The organism is Brevundimonas sp., assembly GCF_029945885.1.
Lineage (GTDB): Bacteria > Pseudomonadota > Alphaproteobacteria > Caulobacterales > Caulobacteraceae > Brevundimonas.
Window position 1 is genome coordinate 12,764 of record NZ_JAQSDK010000033.1, and the last position, 24,167, is coordinate 36,930.

A 24,167-nucleotide genomic window follows, 5' to 3' on the forward strand; every position below is an offset into this window, starting at 1 on the left:
ATGGCCGCTGTCCAGAAGACCATCGACGCCGTCGCCGCCCTCGAGAAATACGAGCACGGCTTCAGCTCGGACATCGAACAGGAGTTCGCCCCCAAGGGGCTGAACGCCGACATCGTGCGCTTCATCTCCGAGAAGAAGGGCGAGCCGGCGTGGATGCTGGAATGGCGGCTGGCCGCCTATGAGCGCTGGCTGGCGATGGAGGAGCCGACCTGGTCGTCGGTGAAATACACGCCCGTCGACTATCAGGAGCTGTTCTACTACGCCGCGCCGAAGAAAAAGGACGGGCCCAAGAGCCTGGACGAGGTCGATCCGGAGATCCTGGCCATCTATGCCAAGCTGGGCATTCCGCTGGGCGAGCAGGCGGTTCTGGCCGGGGTCGAGGGTGCGCCCCGCTATGCGGTGGACGCGGTGTTCGACAGTGTCAGCGTGGTCACCACCTTCAAGGCCGAGCTGGCCAAGGTTGGCGTCATTTTCATGCCGATTTCCGAGGCCTTGCGCGAACATCCTGAGCTGGTGCGCAAATATCTGGGCTCGGTCGTGCCGGTCTCGGACAACTATTTCGCCGCCCTGAACAGCGCGGTCTTTTCGGACGGGTCCTTCGTCTACATCCCGCCGGGCGTGCGCTGCCCGATGGAGCTGTCGACCTATTTCCGCATCAATGCCTCCAACACCGGCCAGTTCGAGCGCACGCTGATCATCGCCGACAAGGGGGCCTATTGCTCGTATCTGGAGGGTTGCACGGCCCCGATGCGCGACGAGAACCAGCTGCACGCCGCCGTGGTCGAACTGGTGGTGCTGGACGACGCCGAGATCAAATATTCGACGGTGCAGAACTGGTACCCCGGCGACGCCGAGGGCAGGGGCGGCATCTACAACTTCGTCACCAAGCGCGCCGACTGCCGCGGCGACCGGGCCAAGGTGTCATGGACCCAGGTCGAGACCGGCTCGGCCGTGACGTGGAAATATCCGTCCTGCATCCTGAAGGGCGAGGACAGCTCGGGCGAATTCTATTCGATCGCCATCACCAACGGTCACCAACAGGCCGACACCGGCACCAAGATGATCCATCTGGGCAAGAATTCGAAGAGCCGGATCATCGCCAAGGCCGTGTCGGCGGGCAAGTCGGACTCGACCTATCGCGGCCTGGTCTCGGTGCATCCGAAGGCGACGGGGGTGCGCAACTTCACCCAGTGCGACAGCCTGCTGATCGGCGGCGACTGCGGCAGCCACACCGTGCCCTATATCGAGGCCCGCAACGGCTCGGCCCAGCTGGAGCATGAGGCGACGACGACGCGGTTGAGCGACGACCAGATGTTTTATGCGCAGCAGCGCGGGCTGAGCCAGGAAGAGGCCGTGGCCCTGCTGGTCAACGGCTTCGTCCGCGACGTGATGCAGAAACTGCCGATGGAGTTCGCCGTCGAGGCGCAGAAGCTGGTGGCGATTTCGCTGGAGGGATCAGTCGGATGACCGATGGGCAAGCAGGCGATCGCACCAGTGCTGGAGGAGACCTGATGGAGACCATCGCCGTTCCGTTCCAGTCCGATGCAGCCGACCGCCTCAAGCGCGCGGCAGCGGAAATCGGTATGCCGCTGGAGGCTTTCATCGCCTCGGCTGCCGAGCAGTTCGTCACCGACAATGAGGCCCGTCTGGGCGACCCGCTTTCGCCCGAACAGGTCGCTGCGATCGAGCAGGGACTGGCCGATGTCGCGGCCGGGCAGACTTCTTCCCACGCCGAGGTTTTTGAGGAGTTGAAGGACCGCTTCGCTCGATGAGACAGGTGCGATGGTCAAGGGAGGCCCGGGATGCGCAGCGCGCCTGGCTCGACCACCTTGAGACCATCGACCCACGCCTGACTGATCGCGCCCTGGCGGAAAGTGAAGCGCTTTCGACCAGTACCGGAAAGCGCCCCTATAGCTTTCGCCCCTCACGTTGGGGCGGACTTCGGGAAGCAAGCCTTATCCGGTGGCACAAGATCATCGTCTTTCAAGTGACGAAGGACGCAGTTGCCATCATCGCCTTCTACGACGCGCGGCAGAATTTGAGCCGCGTTCACCCCACGACCGAGTCCAACTGAATGCTCTCTATCCAAAACCTCCACGTCGCCATCGGTGACAAACCCATCCTCAACGGCCTGACGCTCGACGTTCCGGCGGGGGAGGTGCATGCGATCATGGGGCCGAACGGGGCCGGCAAGTCGACGCTGGGCTATGCCCTGTCGGGGCGGCCCGGCTATGAGGCGACCGAGGGCGCGGTCAGCTGGAAGGGCGAGGACCTGCTGGCGCTGGACCCGGCCGCGCGGGCGGCGCACGGCGTCTTCCTGTCGTTCCAGTATCCGATCGAGATCCCCGGCGTGCCGGCGCTGACGTTTGTGCGCACGGCGCTGAATGCGCAGAAGCGCGCCCGCGGCGAGGAGGAGGTCTCGGCCCCCGCCTTCCTGAAACAGGTCAGGGCGGCGTCGAGCGCGCTGAAGATGGATTTCGACATGCTGAAGCGGCCGCTCAATGTCGGCTTTTCCGGCGGCGAAAAGAAGCGGATGGAGATCCTGCAGATGGCCCTGCTGGAGCCGTCGCTGCTGATCCTGGACGAGACCGATTCCGGTCTGGACATCGATGCGCTGCGGATCGTCGCGGACGGGGTCAATGCGATGCGCTCGCCCGAGCGGGCCATGCTGGTGATCACCCACTATCAGCGGCTGCTGGACTATATCAAACCGGACCGGGTGCATGTGCTGGTGGCCGGCCGGATCGTCGCCTCGGGCGGGCCGGAGCTGGCGCATCAGCTGGAGGCGGAGGGCTACGACCAGTACCTTCCGGCGGCGGCGTGAACGCGCCCGTCCGCATCGATCTGACCGACGCCACCACCTTCCCGAACCGTCGGGTCGAGACGTGGAAATATTCGGACCTGGCGCGCGGGCTGCGCGATGCGCCGCCGCCGTCGCCGCCGGGGCTGATCCCCGGGGGCGGGCCCTTCTTCGCGATGGACGGGGACGGGGTGGTGTTCGCCAACGGCCGCGCCGTCGGGCCCGATGCCTATGTCGCCTATGGCGAGAAGACCCTGCGGCTGCGGTTCGTCTCGGACGCGGTCGGGACCGGTCATTCGACCGCCGTGCGCATCGCGGCGCGACCGGATGCGCACCTGCTGATCCTCGAGAGCCATGAGGGGCGGGGCTCGGCCTATGCGGCCCACAACCGGCTGACCATCGATCTGGCCGCCGGGGCCCATGTGACCCGGATCGTGCTGGTCGATGAGCCTGAGGACGCGGTCTCGATCACCGAGGCCACGGTCAATGTCGGCCAGGGGGCCACCTATCGGCAGACCGTGATCACCACCGGGGCCCGGCTGCAGCGGCTGGAGACGCGGGTCGTGCATGACGGCCACGGGGCCGATGTGCGGCTCGACGGCCTGTATCTGCTGACCGGCGGTCGCCAGTCCGACCAGACCACGGTCGTCGACCATGTCGGGCCGAACGGCCTGACCGCGCAGCTGACCAAGGGGGTGGTGCGTGACACCGCCCGCGGCGTCTTCCAGGGCAAGATCATTGTCGAACGCGGGGCCGACGGCACCGACGCCCGCATGGGCCACCACGCCCTGATCCTCGGCGAGCGGGCCGAGGTCGACGCCAAGCCGGAACTGCAGATCTATGCCGATGACGTGCAGTGCGCCCACGGCAATACGGTCGGCAATCTGGACGCGGACGCCCTGTTCTATCTGCAGCAGCGCGGCCTGCCGCTGGATGAGGCCACGGCCCTGCTGACCGAGGCCTTCCTGCGGGAGGTGACCGACCGGATCGAGCCCGAGGCGGTGCGGGATCTGGTTAATCAATGGTTGACGGAGCGGCTGTGAGCTCATGACCGAGTCTTCGGTGATCCCGGGTGCCGTCGTGCCCCCACCCCCATCCCAACCCTTCCCCCCTCGAGGGGGAAGGGCTTTTGAGTTCGACGCTCATGCCGCCCGGGCCCAGTTCCCGATCCTGTCGCGACGGGTCAACGGCAAGCCTCTGGTCTATCTGGACTCGGCCGCCTCGGCCCAGAAGCCGCGGGCGGTGATCGACGCCATGACCGGGTTGATGGAGACGTCGTACGCCAATGTGCATCGCGGCCTGCACACCCTGGCCAATGAGACGACCGAGGCCTTCGAGGCCGCGCGTGAGACCGTGGCCCGCTATCTGAACGCCGAGACCGCCGACCAGATCGTCTGGACCAAGGGCGGGACCGAGGCGATCAATCTGGTCGCGGCCGGTCTGGGCCAGTCGATCCGGGCGGGCGACGAGATCGTCGTCACCCAGATGGAGCACCACGCCAATATCGTGCCCTGGCACATGCTGCGCGAGCGGTTCGGGGCGGTGCTGAAATGGGCCCCGGTTCTGGACGACGGATCGCTGGATATGGATGCCCTGGCGTCTCTGATCGGGCCGCGCACCCGGATGGTGGCCGTGACCCATATGTCCAATGTGCTGGGCACGGTGAACGATGTCCGGGCCATCGCCGACCTGGCGCACAAGGCCGGGGCGCTGCTGCTGGTCGACGGTTGCCAGGGGGCGGTGCATTGCGCTCCGGACGTTCAGGCGCTGGACGCCGACTTCTATGTCTTTACCGGCCACAAATTGTACGGCCCGACCGGGATCGGCGGCCTGTACGGCAAGCGCGCGGCGCTGGAGGCCCTGCCGCCGTATCAGGGCGGGGGCGAGATGATCGCCACCGTCGAGGAAGACCGGGTCAGCTATGCCGGGGTGCCGCACCGGTTCGAGGCCGGCACCCCGCCGATCATCGAGGCCATCGGCCTGGGCGCGGCGCTGGACTGGCTGTCGGGTTTCGACCGGGCCGCGATCGCCGCGCATGAGCAGGCGCTATACGCCCACGCCCGCGACCGGCTGGCGGATTTCGACTGGCTGGGCATCCTCGGCACCGCGGAAGGGAAGGGAGCTATCCTGACCTTCACCGTCGACGGGGCCCACGCCCATGACGTGGCCCAGATCATGGATCGCTACGGCGTGGCGGTGCGGGCCGGCCTGCACTGTGCCGAGCCGCTGGCGAAACGGTTCGGGGTCAGTTCGAGCGCCCGGGCCAGTTTCGCCCTATATAATACGGTGGAGGACGCCGATGCCTTCGTCGATGCGCTGATCAGGGCGCGCGAGTTCTTTGTATGACGGATAAAATGGACGACGGACCCATCACCACCAGCCCGGCCTTCGCCGAGAGCTGGGACGAGCCCAAGGCCAGCGCCCTGTCGCAGGCCGAGCTGGACCAGCTGACCGACGATCTGATCACGGCCCTGAAGACGGTGTTCGACCCGGAGATCCCGGTCGACATCTACGAGCTGGGCCTGATCTACAAGGTCGATGTGTCGGACGAGAAGGCGGTCCTGATCGACATGACCCTGACGGCCCCCGGCTGTCCGGTGGCCGGCGAGATGCCGGGCTGGGTCGAGGATGCGGTGATGACGGTGCCCGGGATCACCTCGGCCCGCGCCAGCCTGGTGTTCGACCCGCCGTGGGATCCGTCGAAGATGAGTGACGAGGCCAAACTGGCCCTGAACATGTTCTGAGGAACACGCCTTGACCGAACTGCAGACCACCGCCCGTCCGCGCCGCCCGCGTCCCAAGGCCGTCAGCCTGACGGAGGCCGCGGCCGCGCGCGTCAAGGACATCATGGCCCGGGCCGAGACGCCCAGCGTCGGCCTGCGCGTCGGGGTCAAGAACGGCGGCTGCGCCGGACAGGAATATACCTTTGCCTATGCCGATGCGATCGGGCCGATGGACGAGGTGGTCGAGGACAAGGGGGTCACCATCCTGATCGACCCCAAGGCGATCCTGTTCCTGATCGGCTCCGAGATCGATTTCGAGACCTCGACCCTGTCGTCGAAATTCGTGTTCCGTAATCCGAACCAGACCGACGCCTGCGGCTGCGGCGAGAGCGTCACCATCATCCCGGCGACCGCGCTCGAGGACTGAGGGCTTCAGCCGCGGCGGCCCGCGCGATCTCGTCGGGTGCCATCACCAGCACCGCCGGCGTCACCGGCCGGCCCGTGGCCTCGGCGATCAGTTCGGCGGTGCGGTCCTCGACCGCCGCCTCCAGACGGGCCAGGAATTCCGCCTTTTCGAGGCCGGTGGGGATGGGGGCGAGGAATTCCAGCGTCGCCGTGCCGGGAGTCTTGCGATAGGCCTCCTGCGGCCAGAACAGGCCGAGGTTGCTGGCCAGGGGCACCACCGGCATGTCGAAGTCGCGGTACATGTGCCAGACGCCGGCGCGATAGCGGAATTTCTCGCCGACCCGGGCCAGATTGCCCTCGGGATAGATCAGGATGCGCCGGCCCTGGGCGTGGGCGTCGGCGGCGCGTTGGGCCAGGGCCTGGCGCGCTTCGTGGCCGCCGCAATTGTTGACCACGATCGCGCCCAGCTTGCGCAGCACCGTGCCCAGCAGCGGGAATTTCTCCAGATGGTCGCCGGTGACGAAGGCCAGGTCGTCGAACTGGTCATAGGTGGCGAAGCCGTCGCCCCAGGACTGGTGTTTCGAGGCGATGATGAAGGCCCCGGCGGGAAGATGTTCCTGGCCGCGGGTCTGGATTTGGATGCCGGCGAAGATCCGCATCGCCTGCACCATGCGGCGCACATAGCGGCGGATGATCCAGCCGGTCGCGGTCTGGCTCGGTGTCAGGGCCGCGAAGGCCGCCGCGCCCGCATAGGTGATCGACAGGGACCAGTAGGCGAGGCTGAAGGTGAAGCTTCTCATCGGGCGACTATGCCACCGCGGGCGGCGGATACAGCAGCAAATGCTGGACCGCTATCAGGCGGCGACCTGTTCCTGGCTGCGGGCCCGGGTGGTCATGTCGCGACCGCCGTGTTTGGACTCGTAGAGGGCGGCATCGGCCCGTTCCAGCAGCGAGATGGCGGTCTCGCCCGGGAGGTGTTCAGCGAAGCCGATCGAGATCGTGACCGCGCCGAGATCGTCATTGGTCGAGCGGCGTCGCAGGGCGCGGGAGCGGATTTCCTTGCGGATACATTCCAGCGCGGCCAGGACCGAGGCGGTCGTTTCGGCCGGGAAGATCACGGCGAACTCCTCGCCACCGTAGCGGGCCGCGAAGCGGGGGGCCGGCGACACGCGCGCCAGAACACTGGCGACATAGCGGAGCACCTGATCGCCGGTCTGGTGGCCCCAAGTGTCGTTGAACCGTTTGAAATGGTCGATATCGAGCACGGCCAGGGCCAGGGGGGTCCCGGCCGACTGGGCCGTCGCCGTGGCGGCGTCGAGCTGGATGTCGAACGCCTTGCGGTTGGCCAGATTGGTCAGGGCATCCGTCATGGCGTCGCGGCGCACCTGTTCCAGGTGTTCGCGCAGCCGGGCCACTTCGCGGGTCGAGGTGTCCAGCCGCTGTTCGAGACTGGCGTTCTCGGCCTGGACCTGATGGGTCGCGGCCGTCAGGCCGGTGACCAGAACCTTCAGCTGTTCCGGGTCGTCGGCGCTCTCGATATTGGCCGAAGCCTCGGCCAGGGTGGCGCTGAAGGCGACATTGCTGCTGTGGGCGTCGGAGATGGCCTCGGCCACGCTGGTCAGCTCGCGATCCAGTACGCGTCCGGCGTCACGGATTTCTTCGGACAGTCGGCCGCGCGGCAGATATTCGGCGGCCAGCATCTCGGCGGTGGCTTCGCTGAACGGCTCGCGCGTGGCCAGCAGACGGGTGATTTCGCGGCCCAGCTCGCCTTCGGGTTCGCTGAGGTAATAGACCCAGAGTTCGAAATTGACCGGCGTCGGCCAGACCTCGGCCGCTTCCATCGCCTCAATGACGCGACGCGCCAGAGCGTAGGAATTCGGTCCCCGAAGCGTGGTTTCCACCTGTGCAGTCATTCTCAGCCCCCGCGGGCCACCGAAGCGGCCCCTGATGCGCAGAGCCTAGCCCGGGTTTCCGTAACGCCGGGTTAAACCGGGGGCGGAATCCGCCGGTTCGACGTGCTTCAACCCCTGGTCGTGACGGGGCGGCGCAGGAAGGCGGGGACGTCGGATTCGCCGAAAGCCTTGCCGGTTCCGACCGTAGCCGGTTCGGCGGCGTCGGCACCGGGACGCCGGTCAACCTGGCGCAGCCGGGGCTCCTGGGTCGGCCGCGCGGGTGCGGGTTCCGCCGGGGCGGTCGAGGGGGCCGGGGCGACGGCGACAGTCGCTGCCGGTTCGGCGCGCGGGGTCCGCTCGTTGCGGCTGCGGTCGTTGCGGCTGCGTTCCGGACGACTGCGCTCGGACCGGGGGCGTTCGGCGCGGACGGCTTCGGCACCGGCCTCGACGTTGACCGGGGCCGGAGCCTCGGTCGTTTCCGCCCGGGCGGCGGTCGCGGTGCGCGGCGTGCGGCGGCTGCGGGCGCGACGCGGTGCGTCCTCGGTACCGGTCTCGGGCGTTGCGGGCGTTGCGGACGGGGCGGCGGGCCGGGCGGCAACCGCTTCGGCCGCGACCTCGGCGACAGGCGTTTCGGCGGCCTTGACGCGGGGCGCGCGACCGCTGCGGGGCTCGGCGCGGGGTTCGCTGCGACCCCGGCCGGCGCGGCCTTCGTCACGACGCGGCGCGCCGCTCTTGATGGCTCCGAAATCGAGGTCGAGTACCAGTTCCTCGGGGTCCATCTTGATCAGCTTCAGCACCTTATCCAGCGACTTGTCGTCGCCGGGGGTCACGATCATGAAGGTCTGACCCTTCTTGCCGGCCCGACCGGTGCGACCGATGCGGTGCACATAGTCGTCGGCATGGTGCGAGACGTCATAGTTGAACACATGGCTGACGTCGGGGATGTCGAGGCCGCGCGCGGCCACGTCCGAGGCCACCAGGATCTTCAGCGCGCCCGAACGGAAGTCGGCCAGGGTCTTCATGCGCAGCGACTGGTCGAGGTCGCCATGGATCGGGGCCGCGTCGAACCCGTGCTGGCGCAGCGATTTGGCGACGACGTCGACTTCGGATTTGCGGTTGCAGAAGACGATGCCGTTCTTGACGTCGTCACGCCCGACCAGGGCCCGCAGCGCCGCGCGCTTGGCCTTGGGGTCGGAGGAGGGGATGCGCACCAGATACTGGGCGATGGTCTCGGCGGTCATGGCCGGACGCGAGGCCTCGATCCGGGTCGGATCCTTGAGGAACTGCGTGGTCAGCCGGGTGATCTCCGGCGGCATGGTGGCCGAGAAGAACAGGGTCTGGCGCTTCGGCGGCGTCAGTTTGAAGATGCGCTCGATGTCGGGGATGAAGCCCATGTCGAGCATGCGGTCGGCTTCATCGACCACCATGATCTCGACGCCGTTCAGCATCATCTTGCCGCGCTCGAACAGGTCCAGCAGACGGCCCGGTGTGGCGATCAGCACGTCGACGCCCTTGTTCAGGGCCGCGACCTGCTCGCCCATGGAGACGCCGCCGATCAGCAGCACCCAGGTCAATTTGGTGCCCTTGGCGTATTTCTCGAAACTGGAGGCCACCTGGTCGGCCAGTTCGCGGGTCGGGGCCAGCACCAGGGCGCGGGGCATCCGGGCGCGGGCCCGGCCCTTGGACAATTTGTCGATGAGGGGGAGGGTGAAGGCGGCGGTCTTGCCGGTGCCGGTCTGGGCGATGCCCAGCACGTCACGTCCGGCCAGGGCGACCGGAATGGCCTGCTCCTGAATGGGGGTGGCCGTGGTGTAGCCGGTATCAGCGACCGCTTGGAGGGTCGTGGGCGAGAGGCCCAGTTGGTTGAAATCTGTCATGAATCCTTGGGAACAATAGGCGCCCCTCGCTACGGGACGACGGCAAAGGCTCGGAACCGCCCCTCAATGGGCGAGCGGGCGGCGCGGATTCGCCAGACCTGTTCCGGATGTCAGCGGTATAGAAGGCCCCACGTCTAAGTCAAGTTTTGCCCCCGGTTCACGCTGCCGCGAGCCGGGTTGCATTTCCTAACAGATCGTTAATAGTCACCTCAACCGGATGGAAGTGGGGGCTTTAATCCATGCGCCTTTTCGCCTTGATGATCGCCTTGGCCGGATGCCTCGTGGCCTCACCGGGTCATGCCGGTATCGACGTCGTCTTCGGCAATACCGTCGTCACCCGCTATCCCGACGGTGGCTGGGTCAAACACTGGTTCAATCGCGATGGTTCCTATCTGGCCCGGTTCTCCGACGGCCGCGAGCTTCGGGCCCGCTGGGCCGTCAGCGGTGACCGGGTCTGCCTGAACCAGATGCAGCCCAGCATGATCATTCCCCGCTTCTGCACGGCCATGATCGACGCCTCGGTCGGGGAGACCTGGCAGTCGCGCGATCCGCTGGGCCGTCGGGTGCAGAACATCCTCGTCGCCGGCCGGTCGGGCGACAATGCCGCTGGCGGCAGTCAGTAATTGACCCGGGTAGTATGGGGGCGGTTTTGCGGAGCGGCAGTGCGGCCAGAGCCGCGGCGGCAGCCGGCCCCTCTGCCACCGCATGCGATCGTTGTCCCGGCCTGATCCGCGGTCAGTGAAAGTCGCAGCTGATGTCGCGGATACAGTCGCCGTCGACCGCAAAGACCTTCTCGCCCGCCATCACATAGATCGGGATCCGGTTCTGAAGCGACAGGAAGACATGGGTCTCGACCGGGCCAGAGGACACGAGCTGGGTGACCGTCAGACCGACGGGACTGTCAGGGTGTTCGGGGCTGGTCAGGGGCATGTTCAGACACCCGACTGACAGCTGATCGCGGCGAACCACGGACAGGCCGTCGGCGCTGATGCGAAAGCGATAGTGGCCGCCCACGGGGATGATATTGGCGTCGGTTGTCGCCGTCAGCAGCCAGACCAGCCAGTTGTCGCTGTCCGGGTCGGCGACGACGACCGCGTTCAGACTGGCGGAACAGCGCAGCGTCCCGATGTTGGCGATGGCCGTCTGCCGCGCCTGCCATTGCGCCGTCTCCGCGGGGGTCAGGCTGCCGTCGGCGGGCTCGACCACCGGTCCGGCCCTGTCCCCGGTGACGACCACGTCCCAGCCGATCTTGTAGCCGGAGGGGCCCTCACGCAGGAAGCGGACCTTGAGGCCGTCGCCCGCAGGCACCACGATCCAGCCGCGCAGCCCGGGCAGGCTTTCCGGGCTGTGGACGGCCAGCAGGGCATCGGTGGCCAGCCAGGCGGCGGTGTCGTGGCGATAGATCTCGCGCCCCATGGCGGTGATCCTGGCCAGCGACCACTCTTCGATCGGAACCGGGGCGGGGGCCTGTTCGGCGGCGGTTGACGCTGTGGCCGGGGATGCGTCAACGGCGGCGGCGACGGCCGCCCCGCCGGGCAACAGGGTCACCGCAAGGGCGGCCAGAATCGTGGTCATGCGCATCGTCATCTCCCGTCCTGCGGGAACAGACTAGGCTCACACGTCCAGGTCGGCCACCGCGAACTGGGCATTGTCCTGGATGAAGCGAAAGCGGGCGTCAGCCTTCTTGCCCATCAGCCGTTCGACCAGATCCTCGATCTCGTCCTCGCTCTCGGGCAGGGTGACGCGGGCCAGGGTGCGCTTCTTCGGATCCATCGTGGTCTCCTTCAGCTGCGAGGCCATCATCTCGCCCAGACCCTTGAAGCGGCCGATCTCGACCTTGCGACCCTTGAAGGTGGTGGCCAGCAGCTCGTCGCGGTGGGCGTCGTCGCGGGCATAGTCCGACAGGGCCCCGGCGCTGATCCGGTAGAGCGGGGGCAGGGCCATGTAGAGCCGTCCCTGACGGATGACCTCGGGCATGGCGCGATAGAAGAAGGTGATCAGCAGGGCCGCGATATGGGCCCCGTCGACATCGGCGTCGGTCATGATGACGATCCGCTCATAGCGCAGGTCGTCGATGTTGAAGCGCGGCCCCGTAGTCACGCCCAGCGCCAGCTGCAGGTCGGACAGTTCGATGTTCTGGCGCAGCTTGTCGGCCGTGGCCGACGCAACGTTCAGGATCTTGCCGCGCAGGGGCAGGATGGCCTGGGTGGTGCGGTCGCGCGCCTGTTTGGCCGAGCCGCCGGCCGAGTCGCCCTCGACGATGAACAGTTCGGTGCCGTTGGCCGACTGGCGCGAACAGTCCGACAGCTTGCCCGGCAGGCGCAGCTTGCGCGTGGCCTGGGCCCGCTGGACCTCCTTGTCCTTGCGGCGGCGCAGGCGATCCTCGGCCCGTTCGATGACGAAGCCCAGCAGGGTGTTGGCCTGTTTCGGGCTCTCGGTCAGCCAGTGATCGAGCGGATCGCGCAGCAGCTGTTCGACCAGGCGCTGGGCGTCCGGCGACGACAGTCGATCCTTGGTCTGACCCTGGAACTCCGGTTCGCGCACGAAGACCGAGATCATGGCTCCGGCATTGGCGATCACATCCTCGGCCGTGATCAGGCCGGCGCGCTTTTCGTTACTCAGCTCGCCATAGGATTTCAGCCCCTTGACCAGGGCGGCGCGGAAGCCGGCCTCATGGGTGCCGCCGTCGGGCGTGGAAACGGTGTTGCAGTAGGACTGGACGAAGCCGTCGGACTCGCCGAAGCCGATCGGCGACCAGGTCACGGCCCATTCGACCGCCCCGGCCTCGCCCTTGCGTTCGACCCGGCCCTCGAAGGCGGGGGTCACCGTCTCCAGATCGCCGACCCGCTCAGCCAGGGCGTCGGCCAGGCCGTTGGGGAAGTGGAACACGGCCTCGGTCAGGGTGTGGTCGGTGATCCGTTCCGGGGCGCAGCTCCAGCGGATCTCGACGCCGCGGAACAGATAGGCCTTAGACCGGGCCATGCGGAACAACCGGGCCGGCTTGAAGGCCGCGCCGGTGCCGAAGATCTGTTCGTCGGGGCGGAAGCGGATCAGGGTGCCCTTCTTCTTCGACGGCACGCTGCGTTCGATCGGGCCCAGCGGCAGGCCGCGACTGAAGGACTGTTTCCACTCATGACCGTCGCGCCAGACGGTGACGTCCAGTCGCTCGCTCAGGGCGTTGACGACACTGACGCCGACGCCGTGCAGGCCGCCCGAGGTCTCATAGGCCTTGCCCGAGAATTTGCCGCCCGAGTGCAGCACGGTCATCACGACTTCCAGCGCCGACTTGCCGGGGTGTTTGGGGTGGGGGTCGACCGGGATGCCGCGCCCGTCGTCGCGCACCGACAGGAAGCCGTCGGCGTCGAGGTCGACGGTGATCAGCTTGGCATGGCGGGCCACGGCCTCGTCCATGGCGTTGTCGAGGACTTCGGCGAACAGATGGTGCAGAGCCCGCTCGTCGGTGCCGCCGATATACATGCCGGGGCGTTTGCGGACGGGCTCCAGCCCTTCCAGAACCTCAATCGACGAAGCCGAATAGCTGCCGGGGACAGGCGGGGCCGAGGGGGTCGAAGCGGCGCTGGACGCGGCGGGCGGCGCAGTCGGGGCTGAGGCCGTCGCCGCCGCCGGGGCCGGGGCCTGGGCCGGGGGCGTGGACACAGGCGTAGCGGCCGCAGGGGTTACCGGCGTCGGCTGGTCGTCGTCAAAGGCGGAGAAGAGGTCTGCGGGCTGGCCCATGGGCATACTGTGCGGCGATTCGGGAACGGGTCTGGTAGGCCGCATGCGGGTTCGGGGCAAGCGATGTGGATATCGCCGCCGTCCGGGGCGACAGGGCCCGCGCCAATATGGCCAGGAACAGGGCCCAGGGCAGGCTGGCGTGGCTGAGCAGCACACTCTCCGACAGGCTCAGCAGCAGGAAGACTCCCAGATAGGCGATGGCCCAATAGCCCTCGCGCACCCCGGCCGAGCCCAGCCGGATCAGGGTCACGGTCACGCTCGTAATGAACAGGCCGCCGACGGCCACGGCCCCGGGCCAGCCCAGCTGGACCAGCAGGTCGATCCAGCCATTGTGGGCAGACGGAACGAGCCAGCCGGTTTCCTGCCGGACGAAGGCGGCCGGAATCGACTCCCGGCCCCAGAAGGCGCTGTAGCCATAGCCGGTCCACGGCCGTTCGCCGACGCGGCGCATCAGACTGTCCCAGATATGGGTGCGCCCGGTCAGGGACGGATCCTTGCCCAGGGCCGCCAGGATCGATTCCGGCTCGGTCAGGAAGACATAGAGGCCGATCCCGGCCACCACGATACCCAGCCAGACGCAGACGATGGTGAAGACCGGGCCGCCGCGCCGCATGGTCCAGAAGGCCGAAACCAGACCCAGGCCGATCAGCAGGCACAGCAGGGAGGTCTTGGACTGGGTCGCCAGCACCAGGACCGAGGTCAGCACCAGGGTCAGGGCCGGAGCCTTCCAGCGGCCGTCGCCGGCGGCCAGACAGGCCGCTGCCGCCGTGGCCCCGGCGACCATGACGATGCCCATCTGGTTTTTCTCGTACCAGAGGCCGCGCCACAGCCCGGCGTTGTCCGCCTGGTGCACACCGATGGTGGGGAAGGCGAACACCATCACCAGACTGCCCAGGGCCATGACCAGGGCGGTCTGCATCAGCAGGCGCGGCAGGCGTTGGCCGTCGTAGGCCGTGCCGAGGTAGAGGGCAAAACTGCCGGTCATGGCCATGGCGATGACCCGCCGTCCGGTCACGGCCGGATCGATCGACCAGTATTTTGAGGCATAGGCCAGGCCGACGAGGCCCAGCAGCGCCAGCCAGGCCGGCCAGGCCCGCATGACCCGCTGGAACCGGGCCGCGATCAGGCCGAGGATGATGGCATAGACCGGCAGCCAGATCAGCCGCAGCATCGGGGTCTCGCCCTGGTCCGGCGCGAACACCGGCCCGATCAGAGCCCCGGTCAGCATGATGATACAGATCATCGCCCCGACCCGCTCCCACAGGGGCGGTTCAGGATCGCTCAGTCGGGAATCAGAACGGATCGGGCGCACGGAAGCAGGGTGGGCGGTCGTGCTTAACGAAGGGTTGGGACGGGGATGTGTGCGCGAGGCATTTCAGCGTTTGACGGCACCGGGTCAGGCGCGGTCCTGGGCCCCGTGGAAGACCCGGATGATGACCACCTCGTCTTGCCGAACCTCATAGCGAACGACAAAACCGGACTGGCCGAACCGCACCTGGGTCTCGCGCTCACTACCGGCGATGACACGCCCCGAGCGCGGGTGGCTTTTGAGCCGACCGATGGCGTCGAAGATTGCGCGTATTGCCTTACGGGCGGAACGCGGCGACCGGTCAGTCAGTCGATCTGGAGGCGGAGGTCGAGATTGGCCCGGCTGGTCAGCCGGACCTTCAACGCCGTGCCTTCAGCTTCTCCTCGAGATAGGCCTCGAGTTCCGGCCGCACCTCATCCCAGTCCCGAGCACCGTCCTCGATAACAGGTTCGGCGATCGCCGTGCGGGGGTCGCCGCCCTCGGGCCATCCGCTCCCCCAAGCGGGTATGATCGCGGGATCAACTCACCCCGTCTTCTCCACGAAGCTGTCGATGACCCGTTTCTCGCCGGCCTTTTCGAAATCGACCAGCAGCTTGTTGCCCTCGATGATGCGGACCGCGCCGTAGCCGAATTTCTGGTGGAAGACGCGTTCGCCCTTGGCCCATTTCGAGCCGGCCTTGGGGTCGGCGGTGGCGACCAGGCGGCCGCTGCCCTCGATCACCGTATTGCGGGCCTGGCGCTCGCGGGGGGTCGAGGCAGCCGTGAAACCCTGGGCCCGTTTCCAGCCGGGCGAGGAATAGCCGGCCCCGAAGCTGGGGGCCTCGTCCCAGCGGCTCTTGGCCTCCTTCATCCCGTCCGACGCCCCGTAGTAGCCGGTGTCGCTGCGCGCCTCGACATGGGCCAGCGGCAGTTCATCGACGAAGCGGCTGGGCAGCTGGCTGGTCCAGCGACCATAGACCAGCCGGTTGGCGGCGAAGCTGATGCGGGCGCTGGCCTTGGCCCGGGTGACGCCGACATAGGCGAGGCGGCGCTCCTCCTCGAGGCCCTTCTCGCCCTTCTCGTCGATCGAGCGCTGCGACGGGAAGACGCCTTCCTCCCAGCCGGGCAGGAAGACCAGCGGGAACTCCAGCCCCTTGGCCCCGTGCAGGGTCATGATCTGCACCGCGTCGTCGCCGGCCCCGCGGTCGATCTCCATCACCAGGGAGACGTGCTCGAGATAGGCCCCCAGCGTGTCGAACGCCTGCATCGCCTGGGTCAGTTCCTTCAGGTTGTCGAGCCGGGTCTGGCCGGTGGCGCGGTCGGCCTTCTGCATGTCGGTATAGCCGCTCTCCTCCAGCAGGGTTTCGGTCACCTCCCAGTGGGGCGAGTCGACGGCCATGGCGCGCCAGCGGTCGATGTCGCGCACGAAGTTTGACAGGGCGGTGCGGGTGCGGGCCTGGAGCTCGTCCGAGGTGATCAGGTCGCGCACCGCGGCCATGGCCGGGACGCCGGACTGGCGGGCGATCGACAGTACCTTCTGCACACTGGTGTCGCCGATGCCGCGCTTGGGCACATTGACGATCCGCTCGAAGGCGAGGTCGTCGTCCTCGGAATTGAGCAGCCGCAGATAGGCGTGGGCGTCGCGGATCTCGGCCCGCTCGTAGAAGCGCGGTCCGCCGACCACCACATAGGGGATGGCCAGCATGACGAACCGTTCCTCGAAGGCCCGCATCTGGAACGAGGCCCGGACCAGCACGGCCATGTCGCCGTATTTCATGCCGGGTTCGCCGGCGTGGGGGCGGCGCGCGGTCTCGATCTCGTCAGCGATCAGCCGGGCCTCGGCCTCGCCGTCCCAGACACCGCGCACCTGGACCTTGTCGCCGCTGTCGTCCTCGGTCCACAGCGTCTTGCCCAGCCGGTCGCGGTTGGCCGCGATCAGGCCCGAGGCGGCCCCGAGGATGTGTTGCGTCGAGCGGTAATTCCGCTCGAGCCGGATCACCTTCGCGCCGGGGAAGTCGCGCTCGAAGCGCAGGATGTTATCGACCTCGGCCCCGCGCCAGCCGTAGATCGACTGGTCGTCATCGCCGACGCAGCAGACATTGCCGGTCGAGGAGGTCAGCAGCCGCAGCCACAGATACTGGGCGACATTGGTGTCCTGGTATTCGTCGACCAGGATGTAGCGGAACCGCCGTCGGTATTCCTCGGCGATATCCGCATGTTGCGACAGGATGGTCAGGTTGTGAAGCAATAGGTCGCCGAAGTCGCAGGCGTTCAGGCTGCGCAGGCGGGCCTGATAGGCGGCGTACAGGCCGTGCCCCTTGCCGTTGGCGAAATCCTCGGACGGCGGCAGGGTCTCGGGCGTCCAGCCGCGGTTCTTCCAGTGGTCGATCAGCCCGTTCAGCGACTTGGGCGTCCAGCGTTTGGTGTCCAGATTGGCCGCTTCCAGCAGCTGTTTGCAGACGCGCTCCTGATCATCGGTATCGAGGATGGTGAAGCTGGACTTCAGCCCGACCAGTTCGGCATGCCGGCGCAGGATCTGGGCCGCCACCGAGTGGAAGGTGCCCAGCCAGCGCAGTCCCTCGGCCGAGGGGCCGATCAGATGGGTGATCCGCTCGCGCATCTCGCGCGCGGCCTTGTTGGTGAAGGTGACGACCAGCAGGTCCCACGGCTTCGCCCGGCCGGTGGCGAGGATGTGGGCGAGGCGGGTGGTCAGGACCCGGGTCTTGCCGGTCCCGGCCCCGGCCAGCACCAGCACCGGGCCGTCGACCGTCTCGACCGCCAGCCGCTGCTCGGGATTCAGCCCGGCCAGATAGTCGGGCGCGGCGGACGGGCGGCCGTCCGGGCCGTGCGCGCGGGCGAGGTCGGAAATCCTGGGGGCGGGCAGGTCGGTCACGGGCGGCGGGGTTCCGGATCAGGCAGGGGGCGGGGAGGCCGTTGTCTAGAACAGAATGAGCACATCCGTCGACCGGTACGCCCGCACCGATCGTGCCGGAGGGGCGTGGGGAACCGCAAAGCCGGACCGTCGTTTGGTTAGAAATCGAACGACAACAGGATTTCAGAATGACCGAGAACACCAACAGCGGCGGCGGCAACGCCGGTCTGGCCTTCATCGTCGGCGGCGTCGTCGTCGTTCTGGCCATCGTAGCCTATTTCGTCTTTTCCGGTGCCGCGCCCGAACCGAAAACGGTTGATGTCAACGTGAACCTGCCCGAGGTGTCCGCGCCCCAGGTGCCGTCGCCTACGGGCGGCTGAGACCCAGGATGACCGCGCCGCGCGCTTCCCCGAGCGGAAAGGGGCCGGGTCGAGCCTGGCTGGGCCTTGTGGTGGGCGGGGCGGTCATCATCCTGGCGATCGTCATCATAACCCTGGTCATCACGGGGTCGACGCCGCCGCCCTTCCATGGACCGGCCCGCCTCGGCGTCACCCTGCCGGAGCCCGTCCTGCCGGATGTTCCCCGTATCCCCGAGCGGCCGGTCGTGCCGCCGGTCGACCCGCGCGTGGACACGGGTCCGGCCGGATCGCCGGCCGGCTGACGACGGCGCGCTAGCGCAGGCGGTAGCTGATCGTCGTCACCACCCGGACCTTCTTGTCCGGCGACTGGCTCTCGTCGCCGATCTCGTCCCGCGCCAGAATCTGGAACGAGCCCTGGTTGGCCTGGCTGATCGGGCCCAGCGGCGCGCCGGAATCCTTGGCGAACTGTTCGGCTCCGGTCCGGGCCGATGCGGTCGCCTCGGCGATCATGGCCGGGCGCACATCATTCAGCTTGCTGAAGATATAGCTGGGTCCAGCGTAGTCCTGCAGCACCACGCCCTGGCGCACCAGTTCGTTCAGGGCCCGGCTGGTGGTCTGGACCCGGTCGACGTCGGTGCTGCGCACCACCACCGTCTGGGCCAGGATGAAACGTGGCCCGCCGGTCTGGCTGGCGTATTCGCGTGAGCGGGTGTCGGCGACCTCAAGCCGGCCCAGTGACACGGCGTCGTCGGCATAACCCTGGGCCGTCAGGAATCGACGCACGATGGCCAGATCGCCATCGATCCGGGCCTGGACCTCCGACAACACATCCCCTGAGGCGGTAAAGCGCAACGGCAGGACCGCGAGATCGGCGCGGACATCCCGCTCGGCCAGACCCCGCACCGTGACCGACCGGTCGCCGATCCGGGCATTGACCAGCCCCTGACCGACGAAGGCCCCGCTGCCGATCAGGCCGACGGCCAACAGGGCCCCCACGATAAGGGCCGGCAAAAGGGGATGGTCACGCATGGCAGCCTCCGGGTCTGGCCCTCAGGATGCGCCGATGCCGGGGCCTGTCAATCGGCCTGCGCATCTCCAGGGCGGGCGGCATGATCCAGCGCCAACAGGCGACAGGCCGAGGCGAGGGGGCGGCGGCCGCGGGTCTCGTCGACCCAGGCCAGAAGTCCGGCATGGCTCAGACCGCGCGCGTCGGCGATCCGGTCGAGGATAATCCAGAACTCGGGTTCCAGGGCCACCGAGGTGGCATGGCCCGACAGCATCACCGACCGTTTCTTCAGCATCAGTTCCGTTCCGACAGCGCGCCTTCCTCGACCCGCACGCGATGCCGCACCAGTAGCGCGTTCGCCACGCTCCAGACCAGCGCGATCCAGATCTGGCCGAAGGCCAGCGGCAGGACAGCCAGCTCCAGCGAGGCGATCCAGTAGTTGGGATGGCGCACAAACCGGTAGGGGCCGCGCCGCACCAGCGGGGCACCGGGCAGGGTGATGATCCGGGTCGTCCAGAACCGGCCCAGGGTGGCGATCACCCAGACCCGACCCAGTTGCAGCAGGACGAACAGGCCGACCAGCCAGGGGTTCGGGAAAGTCGTCCACGGCGTGAACACCGTCAGGGCGACCAGCCAGCTGCCGTGCAGCAGTACGAACAGCGGATAGTGGCCCGCCCCGATCTCGATCGCACCGGCGGCTTTCAGCCGGCGGGTATTCTGCCGGGCCAGCACCAGTTCGCCGAGACGCTGGGCCGCGACCAGGCCCAGGACCAGCGGCACCCAGATCATGGATGCACCAGCATCAGGGCCGTGGTGAAGCCGGGCCCCAGGGTGGTCAGCAGCAGCGGCCCTTCGGCCCGCTCCGCCCTATCCTCCAGCGTCGCCTTCAGCACGAACAGCACGGTGGCGGCACTCATATTGCCGTGGTCCCGCAGCACCTGCCGCGTATGGACCAGCGCCCCGCGTTCCAGGGCGAAACAGTCCTCCAGCGCATCGATGACCCTGGCCCCGCCGGGATGGCAGACGAAGCCGCCGATGTCGGTCGGGGTCAGGCCCTGGCCTTCAAGAAAGGTCTCGGCGATCGGACGGAAATCGTTCTGGACCAGGGTCGGAATGTCGCGACTGAACACCACCTTGAGGCCGTCGTCGGCGACCTCCCAGCCCATCACCTCGAGGCTGTCGGGCCAGGTGTGTTCATGGGACACGCCGAGGGCCGGGCCGGTGACGTCGTCCCGACACGAGATCACCGCCGCGGCGCAGCCGTCGCCGAACAGGGCGGTGGCCACCAGATTGCTCCTGGACCGGTCCTGGGCCCGGAAGGTCAGGGCGCACAGTTCGATGACCAGCAGCAGGACCCGGTCGTCCGGATGGGCCCGGGCCATGTCGGCCGCGCGGGCCAGGCCGACCACGCCTCCGGCGCAGCCGAGGCCAAACACCGGCAACCGCTTCACATCCGGCCGGAACGGCATCACCTGCATCAGTCGGGCGTCCAGGGCCGGGGTGGCGATGCCCGTGGTGCAGACCACGACGATACTGTCGATCTGGTCGGCCGTCAGACCCGCCTGGTCCAGGGCCTTGCCCGAGGCCTCGGCCAGCAGGACCAAGGCATTTTCCAGAAACAGGTCGTTCCGCTCCGAGAAACTGTGCCGCTTCAGATACCAGTCGATCGGTACGCAGGAATGCCGGGTTTCGATCAGGGCGTTGCGATAGATCGGGGCCAGTCGCGCGAACCCGCCGTGGGTGGTGGCGAACATCTCGGCCCCGTTGGCGGCCACGTCCTCCTGCCTCAGAACATGCGGCGGCCAGGCGACGGCCAGGGCGGCGAGACGGGCAGGGGTCTGGGGCAAGCGCTGTGGTCCTGTTGCTGTCCCCCCCTTAAAGTCCAGCCGGGCTTGGCCGTTCCCGCCGGGCGCGAAACCGGCTATATTGTCAGCGATCAGGAAGGCCTCCGCCATGACGATGACCACTGCGACCGGTTCCGACGATTTCATGCGCAACCGCTCGGAGCGCCTGCGCCCGATCAAGGCCATCCAGGCCTTTGGTCGGCTGATCCGCGACAAGGAGGACACCGCCCAGGTGTTTGAGATCATGAAGGCCCTCAGCGGCCGGTCTGTGTCGCGCGGCTACAATCAGTTACTGAAGACCACCGAGGGCGGCCGGCAGGCCTTCCTGCGCGACGAACTGGCGCACAAGCTCGACGATCCGGTCTGGCTGGCGCGGTTTCCCGAGGGCAGTGTCGGCGGGGCCTACCGCGCCTTTCGCAACGCCCGCGGCTTTACCGCCGACGGTCTGGCGGCGGTCGAGCGGGAGGTGGTGCCCTTCATCGACGCCCCGCATCCGTTGATCTGGTATTCGCGCCGCCTGCGCGACGTCCACGACATCTGGCACGTCCTGACCGGTTATGAGACCGACGCCCTGGGCGAGGCCTGTGTGGTGTCTTTTTCCTATGGCCAGACCCGCAATCTCGGCTTTGCCTTCATCGGCTGGGGCGCGGCGCGCGAGGTGCAGCGCGAAAACCGCAGCATCCCGGCCCGCAGGGCGGTGTTGCAGGCCTGGCGCAACGGCCGTGCGGCCCGCTGGCTGCCGGCACTGGACTATGAGGCGCTGTTCGAGCAGCCGCTGGACGAGGCGCGCCGGACCCTCGGCATCCGGCCCCCGACCGTCTATGACGCCGTGCCGGTCGAGGCCCGCCAGAAGCTCAGACTGCGTTCGACCTGAGCGGTCGATCACCTGCGGCCCTGACAGGGGTTGCACCCTGCGGCGGGTCGGTTCATCGCTCCGCCGTCCCTGTTCCGTGAGCGCCCCTTGACCCTTTCCGGCTTTCGTCGACCCTCGGCCGGTGTGCTGGCCCTGCTGGGCGTGGGCGTCTGCGCCGTGATCTGGGGCACGACCTGGTTCGCCATCACCCTGCAACTGGGCACGGTTGATCCGATCGCCTCCGTGGTCTGGCGATTCGGCCTGGCCGCGATCGTGCTGTTCGCCGGCTGCCTGGTGACGGGGCGGAAAATCCGCCTGACCCGGGCCCAGCATCTGGCGGCCCTCGGGCAGGGGGCCTTCGTCTTCGCCCTCAGCTATGCCTTCGTCTATGCCAGCGAACAGCGGGTTGCCTCGGCGATCGTCGCGGTGATTTTCGCCGCCCTGGCCTTTCTGAACCTGGTGCTGTTCCGCGTCGTGGCCGGACAGAAGGCGGCGCGGGTGGCCTGGGCCGGGGCCTGTCTGGGACTGCTGGGGGTCGCTGTCCTGTCGGCCAGCGAGATCGTCGGGGCGCATCTGGGCACCGCCGCCCTGATCGGAATCGGCTTCGCGATCATCGCGGTCACCAGTTCGACCGTCGGCAACTATTTCGCCTGGCGCGGCCAGATCGCCGGGGCGGCGGTGATCCCGGCCACGGCCTGGGCGATGGCCTATGGCACGGGTCTGCTGGTTCTCTATGGACTGGCCACTGGCGTGCACTGGCGTTTCGAGCCGACCGCCGCCTATCTCGGATCGCTGCTCTATCTGTCGATCTTCGGCTCGGTCATCGCCTTTGTGATCTATTTCACCCTGGCCCGGTCACGCGGCTATGCCCTGGCCAGCTATATCTCGGCCCTGACCCCACCGATCGCCATGCTGGTGTCGGTGCTGTTCGAGGGGGCGCATTTCGGCTGGCCGGCCCTGGCCGGTCTGGCGCTGGTGCTGTCCGGGCAAGCCCTGCTGATCCGCGCGCCGCGGCCTAGCTGAACCAGCGGAGGCGTTTGCGCTTCGGCGGCCTGTCGTCGGGGCTTCGCGCCGCCTCGCGCGCGGCCTTCCTGGCCTCTTCCTCGCGCCGGGCCATGACCCGCATCGCGACCATCAGCGGGATCAGGCCATGGCGGATACGCCGGTTCTTGCGCGGATCGTCCATGGTCAGTCCTCGCGCTTCTGACCGTCCAGCAGACGGGCGGCGCGGGCCTTTTCCTTTTCGACCGCCGCACGCTCCGCCTTCGTGCGTCCGCCGGCGACGCGGTTGGTGGCGGCCTCCGCCTTCGCCCGGGTCTTCGCCCGGGCCTTGCGGGCCTGGTTCAGATTAATGATGTCGGCCATCCGGGTCTCCGGGCTCTGTGCGACAGAAGATCGACAGGCTGGGCGCAGACGGCTCCGGGATCAAGGCCGGACGGCTTACCGCGAATTCATGGCGGTGCCGCCGGTCGCCGTGCATAATCCGCAGGTCGCGCCGCCCCGGCACCGAGGAGACGATCCGTGATTCGCCTGATCCTGAACCTGCTCTGGCTGTTTTTCGGCGGCTGGCTGTCCGGCCTGCTGTGGCTGCTGGGCGGGGCGATCCTGGCGATCACCGTGGTCGGCCTGCCGTGGAGCTTCGCCGCCTGGCGCATCGCCAGCTATTCCTTCTGGCCGTTCGGGCGCGAGGTCGTCTGGGCCGGCGAGGCGACGGGCAAGGACGTCGGCTGTCTGGGGATCGGGCTGAATGTGATCTGGTTCGTCTTCGCCGGCTGGTACATCGCCCTGTCGCACCTGATCATCGCGGTCGCCGAGGCCATCACCATCATCGGCATCCCGTTCGCCCTGAAGGATCTGGAACTGGCCAAGCTGGCCATGCTGCCGGTCGGGGCGACGATCCGCGACAAGCCCTGATCAGAAGCTGGTGAACAGGCGGTCGAGGGCGCGGCGGATGTCGTCTTCGTACGGCACCACGCTTCCTGCCGCTCGCTTGAGTGCGGAACGCAGGATCGGGGCCATTTCCGCCAGGGAGAGGTGGAGCGTTTCATCGTTCAGCCGGATCGGGATCGAGACCTTGGTGAAGTCGCCGCTGCGCGGCTCGCGGATCAGAGGCGCGATCAACGCCGTCGGCATCAGGTCCATGAAGTGGGACTGCATCAGGACGATGAAGGGTGCGGCGACACCGGAACGCGGGGACGGGTTCGGAAACACGTCGAATTGACGCATCACCAGGTCCGGAAATCCTCGCCGAAAACACCATCCCGCTCGATCCGGGCGCGGTAGGCCTCCAACGCCTCTGCGTTCTCCTCGGCCCAGCGCCTGGCGCGGGCCTCGGCTCCGGCGGGATCGACCTTCTGAAGGTACAGGCGCAGGCTGCGCTCATCCACGCCGGTGACGTCGATGCCGAGCCGCGCGGCCTGTTCCAGCAGTGCCGGCTCTATCTCGATCTTCTTCAATTCGGGTTTGGCCATGAGGCGAGGTTACGCCGAAACCCGCGGCCTCGCTACCAACCC

At 67.8% G+C, this 24,167-nt stretch carries 30 protein-coding genes; 14 read left to right on the forward strand and 16 right to left on the reverse strand.

The window, feature by feature from the left end; translation table 11 throughout:
- From sufB to PSV00_RS11845, 8 genes are read left to right on the forward strand one after another with little or no spacing between them, the layout of a single operon-like run.
- A complete protein-coding gene (gene sufB, locus PSV00_RS11810; RefSeq protein WP_300447444.1) occupies positions 1-1,467 on the forward strand; it encodes a Fe-S cluster assembly protein SufB in 1,467 nt (488 codons plus the stop codon).
- 44 nt (positions 1,468-1,511) lie between these two features.
- Positions 1,512-1,772 (forward strand): hypothetical protein, encoded by a 261-nt coding sequence (locus PSV00_RS11815; protein WP_300447446.1) that lies wholly within the window; start codon positions 1,512-1,514, stop codon positions 1,770-1,772.
- On the forward strand, positions 1,769-2,074 hold the full coding sequence (locus PSV00_RS11820) for a hypothetical protein (RefSeq protein WP_300447448.1): 306 nt from the start codon (positions 1,769-1,771) through the stop codon (positions 2,072-2,074). The genes PSV00_RS11815 and PSV00_RS11820 overlap by 4 nt, the downstream gene beginning before the upstream one ends.
- Complete coding sequence (sufC, locus tag PSV00_RS11825; RefSeq protein WP_300447450.1) at positions 2,075-2,824, forward strand: Fe-S cluster assembly ATPase SufC; 750 nt, start codon at positions 2,075-2,077, stop codon at positions 2,822-2,824. It abuts the gene before it with no gap.
- Positions 2,821-3,843 (forward strand): Fe-S cluster assembly protein SufD, encoded by a 1,023-nt coding sequence (gene sufD / locus PSV00_RS11830; RefSeq protein WP_300447452.1) that lies wholly within the window; start codon positions 2,821-2,823, stop codon positions 3,841-3,843. The genes sufC and sufD overlap by 4 nt, the downstream gene beginning before the upstream one ends.
- A 4-nt stretch (positions 3,844-3,847) precedes the next feature.
- Positions 3,848-5,146 (forward strand): cysteine desulfurase, encoded by a 1,299-nt coding sequence (locus tag PSV00_RS11835; protein WP_300447454.1) that lies wholly within the window; start codon positions 3,848-3,850, stop codon positions 5,144-5,146.
- 8 nt (positions 5,147-5,154) lie between these two features.
- Positions 5,155-5,544 carry an SUF system Fe-S cluster assembly protein gene (locus PSV00_RS11840; RefSeq protein WP_300447456.1) on the forward strand — a complete coding sequence of 130 codons (390 nt, stop codon included), beginning with the start codon at positions 5,155-5,157 and terminating at the stop codon, positions 5,542-5,544.
- Positions 5,545-5,554: 10 nt separating this feature from the next.
- The gene (locus PSV00_RS11845; protein WP_300447457.1) at positions 5,555-5,950 is read left to right on the forward strand and encodes an iron-sulfur cluster assembly accessory protein; all 396 of its coding nucleotides are present in this window, start codon (positions 5,555-5,557) and stop codon (positions 5,948-5,950) included.
- Here PSV00_RS11845 and PSV00_RS11850 read toward each other — a convergent pair.
- The 3 genes from PSV00_RS11850 to PSV00_RS11860 form a co-directional block, all read right to left on the reverse strand.
- A complete protein-coding gene (locus PSV00_RS11850) occupies positions 5,922-6,728 on the reverse strand; it encodes a 1-acyl-sn-glycerol-3-phosphate acyltransferase (RefSeq protein WP_300447459.1) in 807 nt (268 codons plus the stop codon). The two genes, PSV00_RS11845 and PSV00_RS11850, sit on opposite strands and share 29 nt — an antisense overlap.
- Before the next feature lie 54 nt (positions 6,729-6,782).
- The gene (locus PSV00_RS11855; protein ID WP_300447461.1) at positions 6,783-7,841 is read right to left on the reverse strand and encodes a GGDEF domain-containing protein; all 1,059 of its coding nucleotides are present in this window, start codon (positions 7,839-7,841) and stop codon (positions 6,783-6,785) included.
- Positions 7,842-7,948: 107 nt separating this feature from the next.
- Complete coding sequence (locus PSV00_RS11860) at positions 7,949-9,697, reverse strand: DEAD/DEAH box helicase (RefSeq protein WP_300447463.1); 1,749 nt, start codon at positions 9,695-9,697, stop codon at positions 7,949-7,951.
- A gap of 239 nt (positions 9,698-9,936) precedes the next feature.
- Here PSV00_RS11860 and PSV00_RS11865 point away from each other — a divergent pair, with 239 nt between their 5' ends.
- Positions 9,937-10,320, forward strand: a complete 384-nt coding sequence (locus tag PSV00_RS11865; RefSeq protein WP_300447465.1) for a hypothetical protein — start codon at positions 9,937-9,939, stop codon at positions 10,318-10,320.
- A gap of 112 nt (positions 10,321-10,432) precedes the next feature.
- On the opposite strand, the gene PSV00_RS11870 is transcribed toward PSV00_RS11865, so the two are convergent.
- The 5 genes from PSV00_RS11870 to PSV00_RS11885 all read right to left on the reverse strand — a co-directional run bounded on the left by PSV00_RS11870 (position 10,433) and on the right by PSV00_RS11885 (position 17,613).
- A complete protein-coding gene (locus tag PSV00_RS11870) occupies positions 10,433-11,272 on the reverse strand; it encodes a hypothetical protein (RefSeq protein ID WP_300447467.1) in 840 nt (279 codons plus the stop codon).
- Between the two features lie 39 nt (positions 11,273-11,311).
- On the reverse strand, positions 11,312-13,432 hold the full coding sequence (locus PSV00_RS11875) for a DNA topoisomerase IV subunit B (RefSeq protein WP_300447469.1): 2,121 nt from the start codon (positions 13,430-13,432) through the stop codon (positions 11,312-11,314).
- Positions 13,398-14,675: an O-antigen ligase family protein gene (locus PSV00_RS11880; RefSeq protein ID WP_300447471.1), complete on the reverse strand. Its 1,278-nt coding sequence runs from the start codon at positions 14,673-14,675 to the stop codon at positions 13,398-13,400. Before PSV00_RS11880 ends, PSV00_RS11875 begins: the two co-directional genes overlap by 35 nt.
- Positions 14,676-14,828: 153 nt before the next feature.
- Positions 14,829-15,050 carry a type II toxin-antitoxin system RelE/ParE family toxin gene (locus tag PSV00_RS15320; RefSeq protein ID WP_366944664.1) on the reverse strand — a complete coding sequence of 74 codons (222 nt, stop codon included), beginning with the start codon at positions 15,048-15,050 and terminating at the stop codon, positions 14,829-14,831.
- 214 nt (positions 15,051-15,264) lie between these two features.
- Entirely contained in the window at positions 15,265-17,613 is a 2,349-nt protein-coding gene (locus PSV00_RS11885) for an ATP-dependent helicase (RefSeq protein WP_300447473.1), read from the reverse strand.
- A 167-nt stretch (positions 17,614-17,780) separates the two neighbouring features.
- Between PSV00_RS11885 and PSV00_RS11890 the strand changes: the two genes are divergently transcribed.
- Positions 17,781-17,972: a hypothetical protein gene (locus PSV00_RS11890; RefSeq protein WP_300447475.1), complete on the forward strand. Its 192-nt coding sequence runs from the start codon at positions 17,781-17,783 to the stop codon at positions 17,970-17,972.
- An 8-nt stretch (positions 17,973-17,980) separates the two neighbouring features.
- The gene (locus PSV00_RS11895; protein WP_300447477.1) at positions 17,981-18,253 is read left to right on the forward strand and encodes a hypothetical protein; all 273 of its coding nucleotides are present in this window, start codon (positions 17,981-17,983) and stop codon (positions 18,251-18,253) included.
- A 10-nt stretch (positions 18,254-18,263) separates the two neighbouring features.
- Here PSV00_RS11895 and PSV00_RS11900 read toward each other — a convergent pair whose 3' ends face one another.
- From PSV00_RS11900 to PSV00_RS11915, 4 genes are read right to left on the reverse strand one after another with little or no spacing between them, the layout of a single operon-like run.
- Positions 18,264-18,980, reverse strand: a complete 717-nt coding sequence (locus PSV00_RS11900) for an SIMPL domain-containing protein (protein ID WP_300447479.1) — start codon at positions 18,978-18,980, stop codon at positions 18,264-18,266.
- Between the two features lie 47 nt (positions 18,981-19,027).
- Positions 19,028-19,252, reverse strand: a complete 225-nt coding sequence (locus PSV00_RS11905; protein WP_300447481.1) for a ribbon-helix-helix domain-containing protein — start codon at positions 19,250-19,252, stop codon at positions 19,028-19,030.
- Positions 19,252-19,746: an isoprenylcysteine carboxylmethyltransferase family protein gene (locus PSV00_RS11910; protein WP_300447483.1), complete on the reverse strand. Its 495-nt coding sequence runs from the start codon at positions 19,744-19,746 to the stop codon at positions 19,252-19,254. The genes PSV00_RS11905 and PSV00_RS11910 overlap by 1 nt, the downstream gene beginning before the upstream one ends.
- Positions 19,743-20,804, reverse strand: coding sequence for a 3-oxoacyl-[acyl-carrier-protein] synthase III C-terminal domain-containing protein (locus PSV00_RS11915; RefSeq protein WP_300447485.1), 1,062 nt, complete (start codon positions 20,802-20,804; stop codon positions 19,743-19,745). The genes PSV00_RS11910 and PSV00_RS11915 overlap by 4 nt, the downstream gene beginning before the upstream one ends.
- Positions 20,805-20,910: 106 nt before the next feature.
- Here PSV00_RS11915 and PSV00_RS11920 point away from each other — a divergent pair, with 106 nt between their 5' ends.
- Positions 20,911-21,675 carry a Coq4 family protein gene (locus PSV00_RS11920; protein WP_300447487.1) on the forward strand — a complete coding sequence of 255 codons (765 nt, stop codon included), beginning with the start codon at positions 20,911-20,913 and terminating at the stop codon, positions 21,673-21,675.
- Positions 21,676-21,762: 87 nt separating this feature from the next.
- Complete coding sequence (locus PSV00_RS11925) at positions 21,763-22,677, forward strand: EamA family transporter (RefSeq protein ID WP_300447489.1); 915 nt, start codon at positions 21,763-21,765, stop codon at positions 22,675-22,677.
- On the opposite strand, the gene PSV00_RS11930 is transcribed toward PSV00_RS11925, so the two are convergent.
- Together PSV00_RS11930 and PSV00_RS11935 are read right to left on the reverse strand one after the other, a co-directional pair.
- Complete coding sequence (locus PSV00_RS11930; protein WP_300447490.1) at positions 22,670-22,840, reverse strand: hypothetical protein; 171 nt, start codon at positions 22,838-22,840, stop codon at positions 22,670-22,672. The two genes, PSV00_RS11925 and PSV00_RS11930, sit on opposite strands and share 8 nt — an antisense overlap.
- A gap of 2 nt (positions 22,841-22,842) precedes the next feature.
- Positions 22,843-23,019: a DUF4169 family protein gene (locus PSV00_RS11935; protein WP_300447491.1), complete on the reverse strand. Its 177-nt coding sequence runs from the start codon at positions 23,017-23,019 to the stop codon at positions 22,843-22,845.
- A gap of 156 nt (positions 23,020-23,175) precedes the next feature.
- Here PSV00_RS11935 and PSV00_RS11940 point away from each other — a divergent pair, with 156 nt between their 5' ends.
- Positions 23,176-23,568: a YccF domain-containing protein gene (locus tag PSV00_RS11940; protein WP_300447493.1), complete on the forward strand. Its 393-nt coding sequence runs from the start codon at positions 23,176-23,178 to the stop codon at positions 23,566-23,568.
- Here the strand turns inward: PSV00_RS11940 and PSV00_RS11945 are convergent, their stop codons facing one another.
- Together PSV00_RS11945 and PSV00_RS11950 are read right to left on the reverse strand one after the other, a co-directional pair.
- Positions 23,569-23,880 (reverse strand): CcdB family protein, encoded by a 312-nt coding sequence (locus PSV00_RS11945; RefSeq protein ID WP_300447495.1) that lies wholly within the window; start codon positions 23,878-23,880, stop codon positions 23,569-23,571.
- Positions 23,880-24,125: a type II toxin-antitoxin system CcdA family antitoxin gene (locus PSV00_RS11950; protein ID WP_300447497.1), complete on the reverse strand. Its 246-nt coding sequence runs from the start codon at positions 24,123-24,125 to the stop codon at positions 23,880-23,882. Before PSV00_RS11950 ends, PSV00_RS11945 begins: the two co-directional genes overlap by 1 nt.
- Positions 24,126-24,167: the final 42 nt, after the last annotated feature.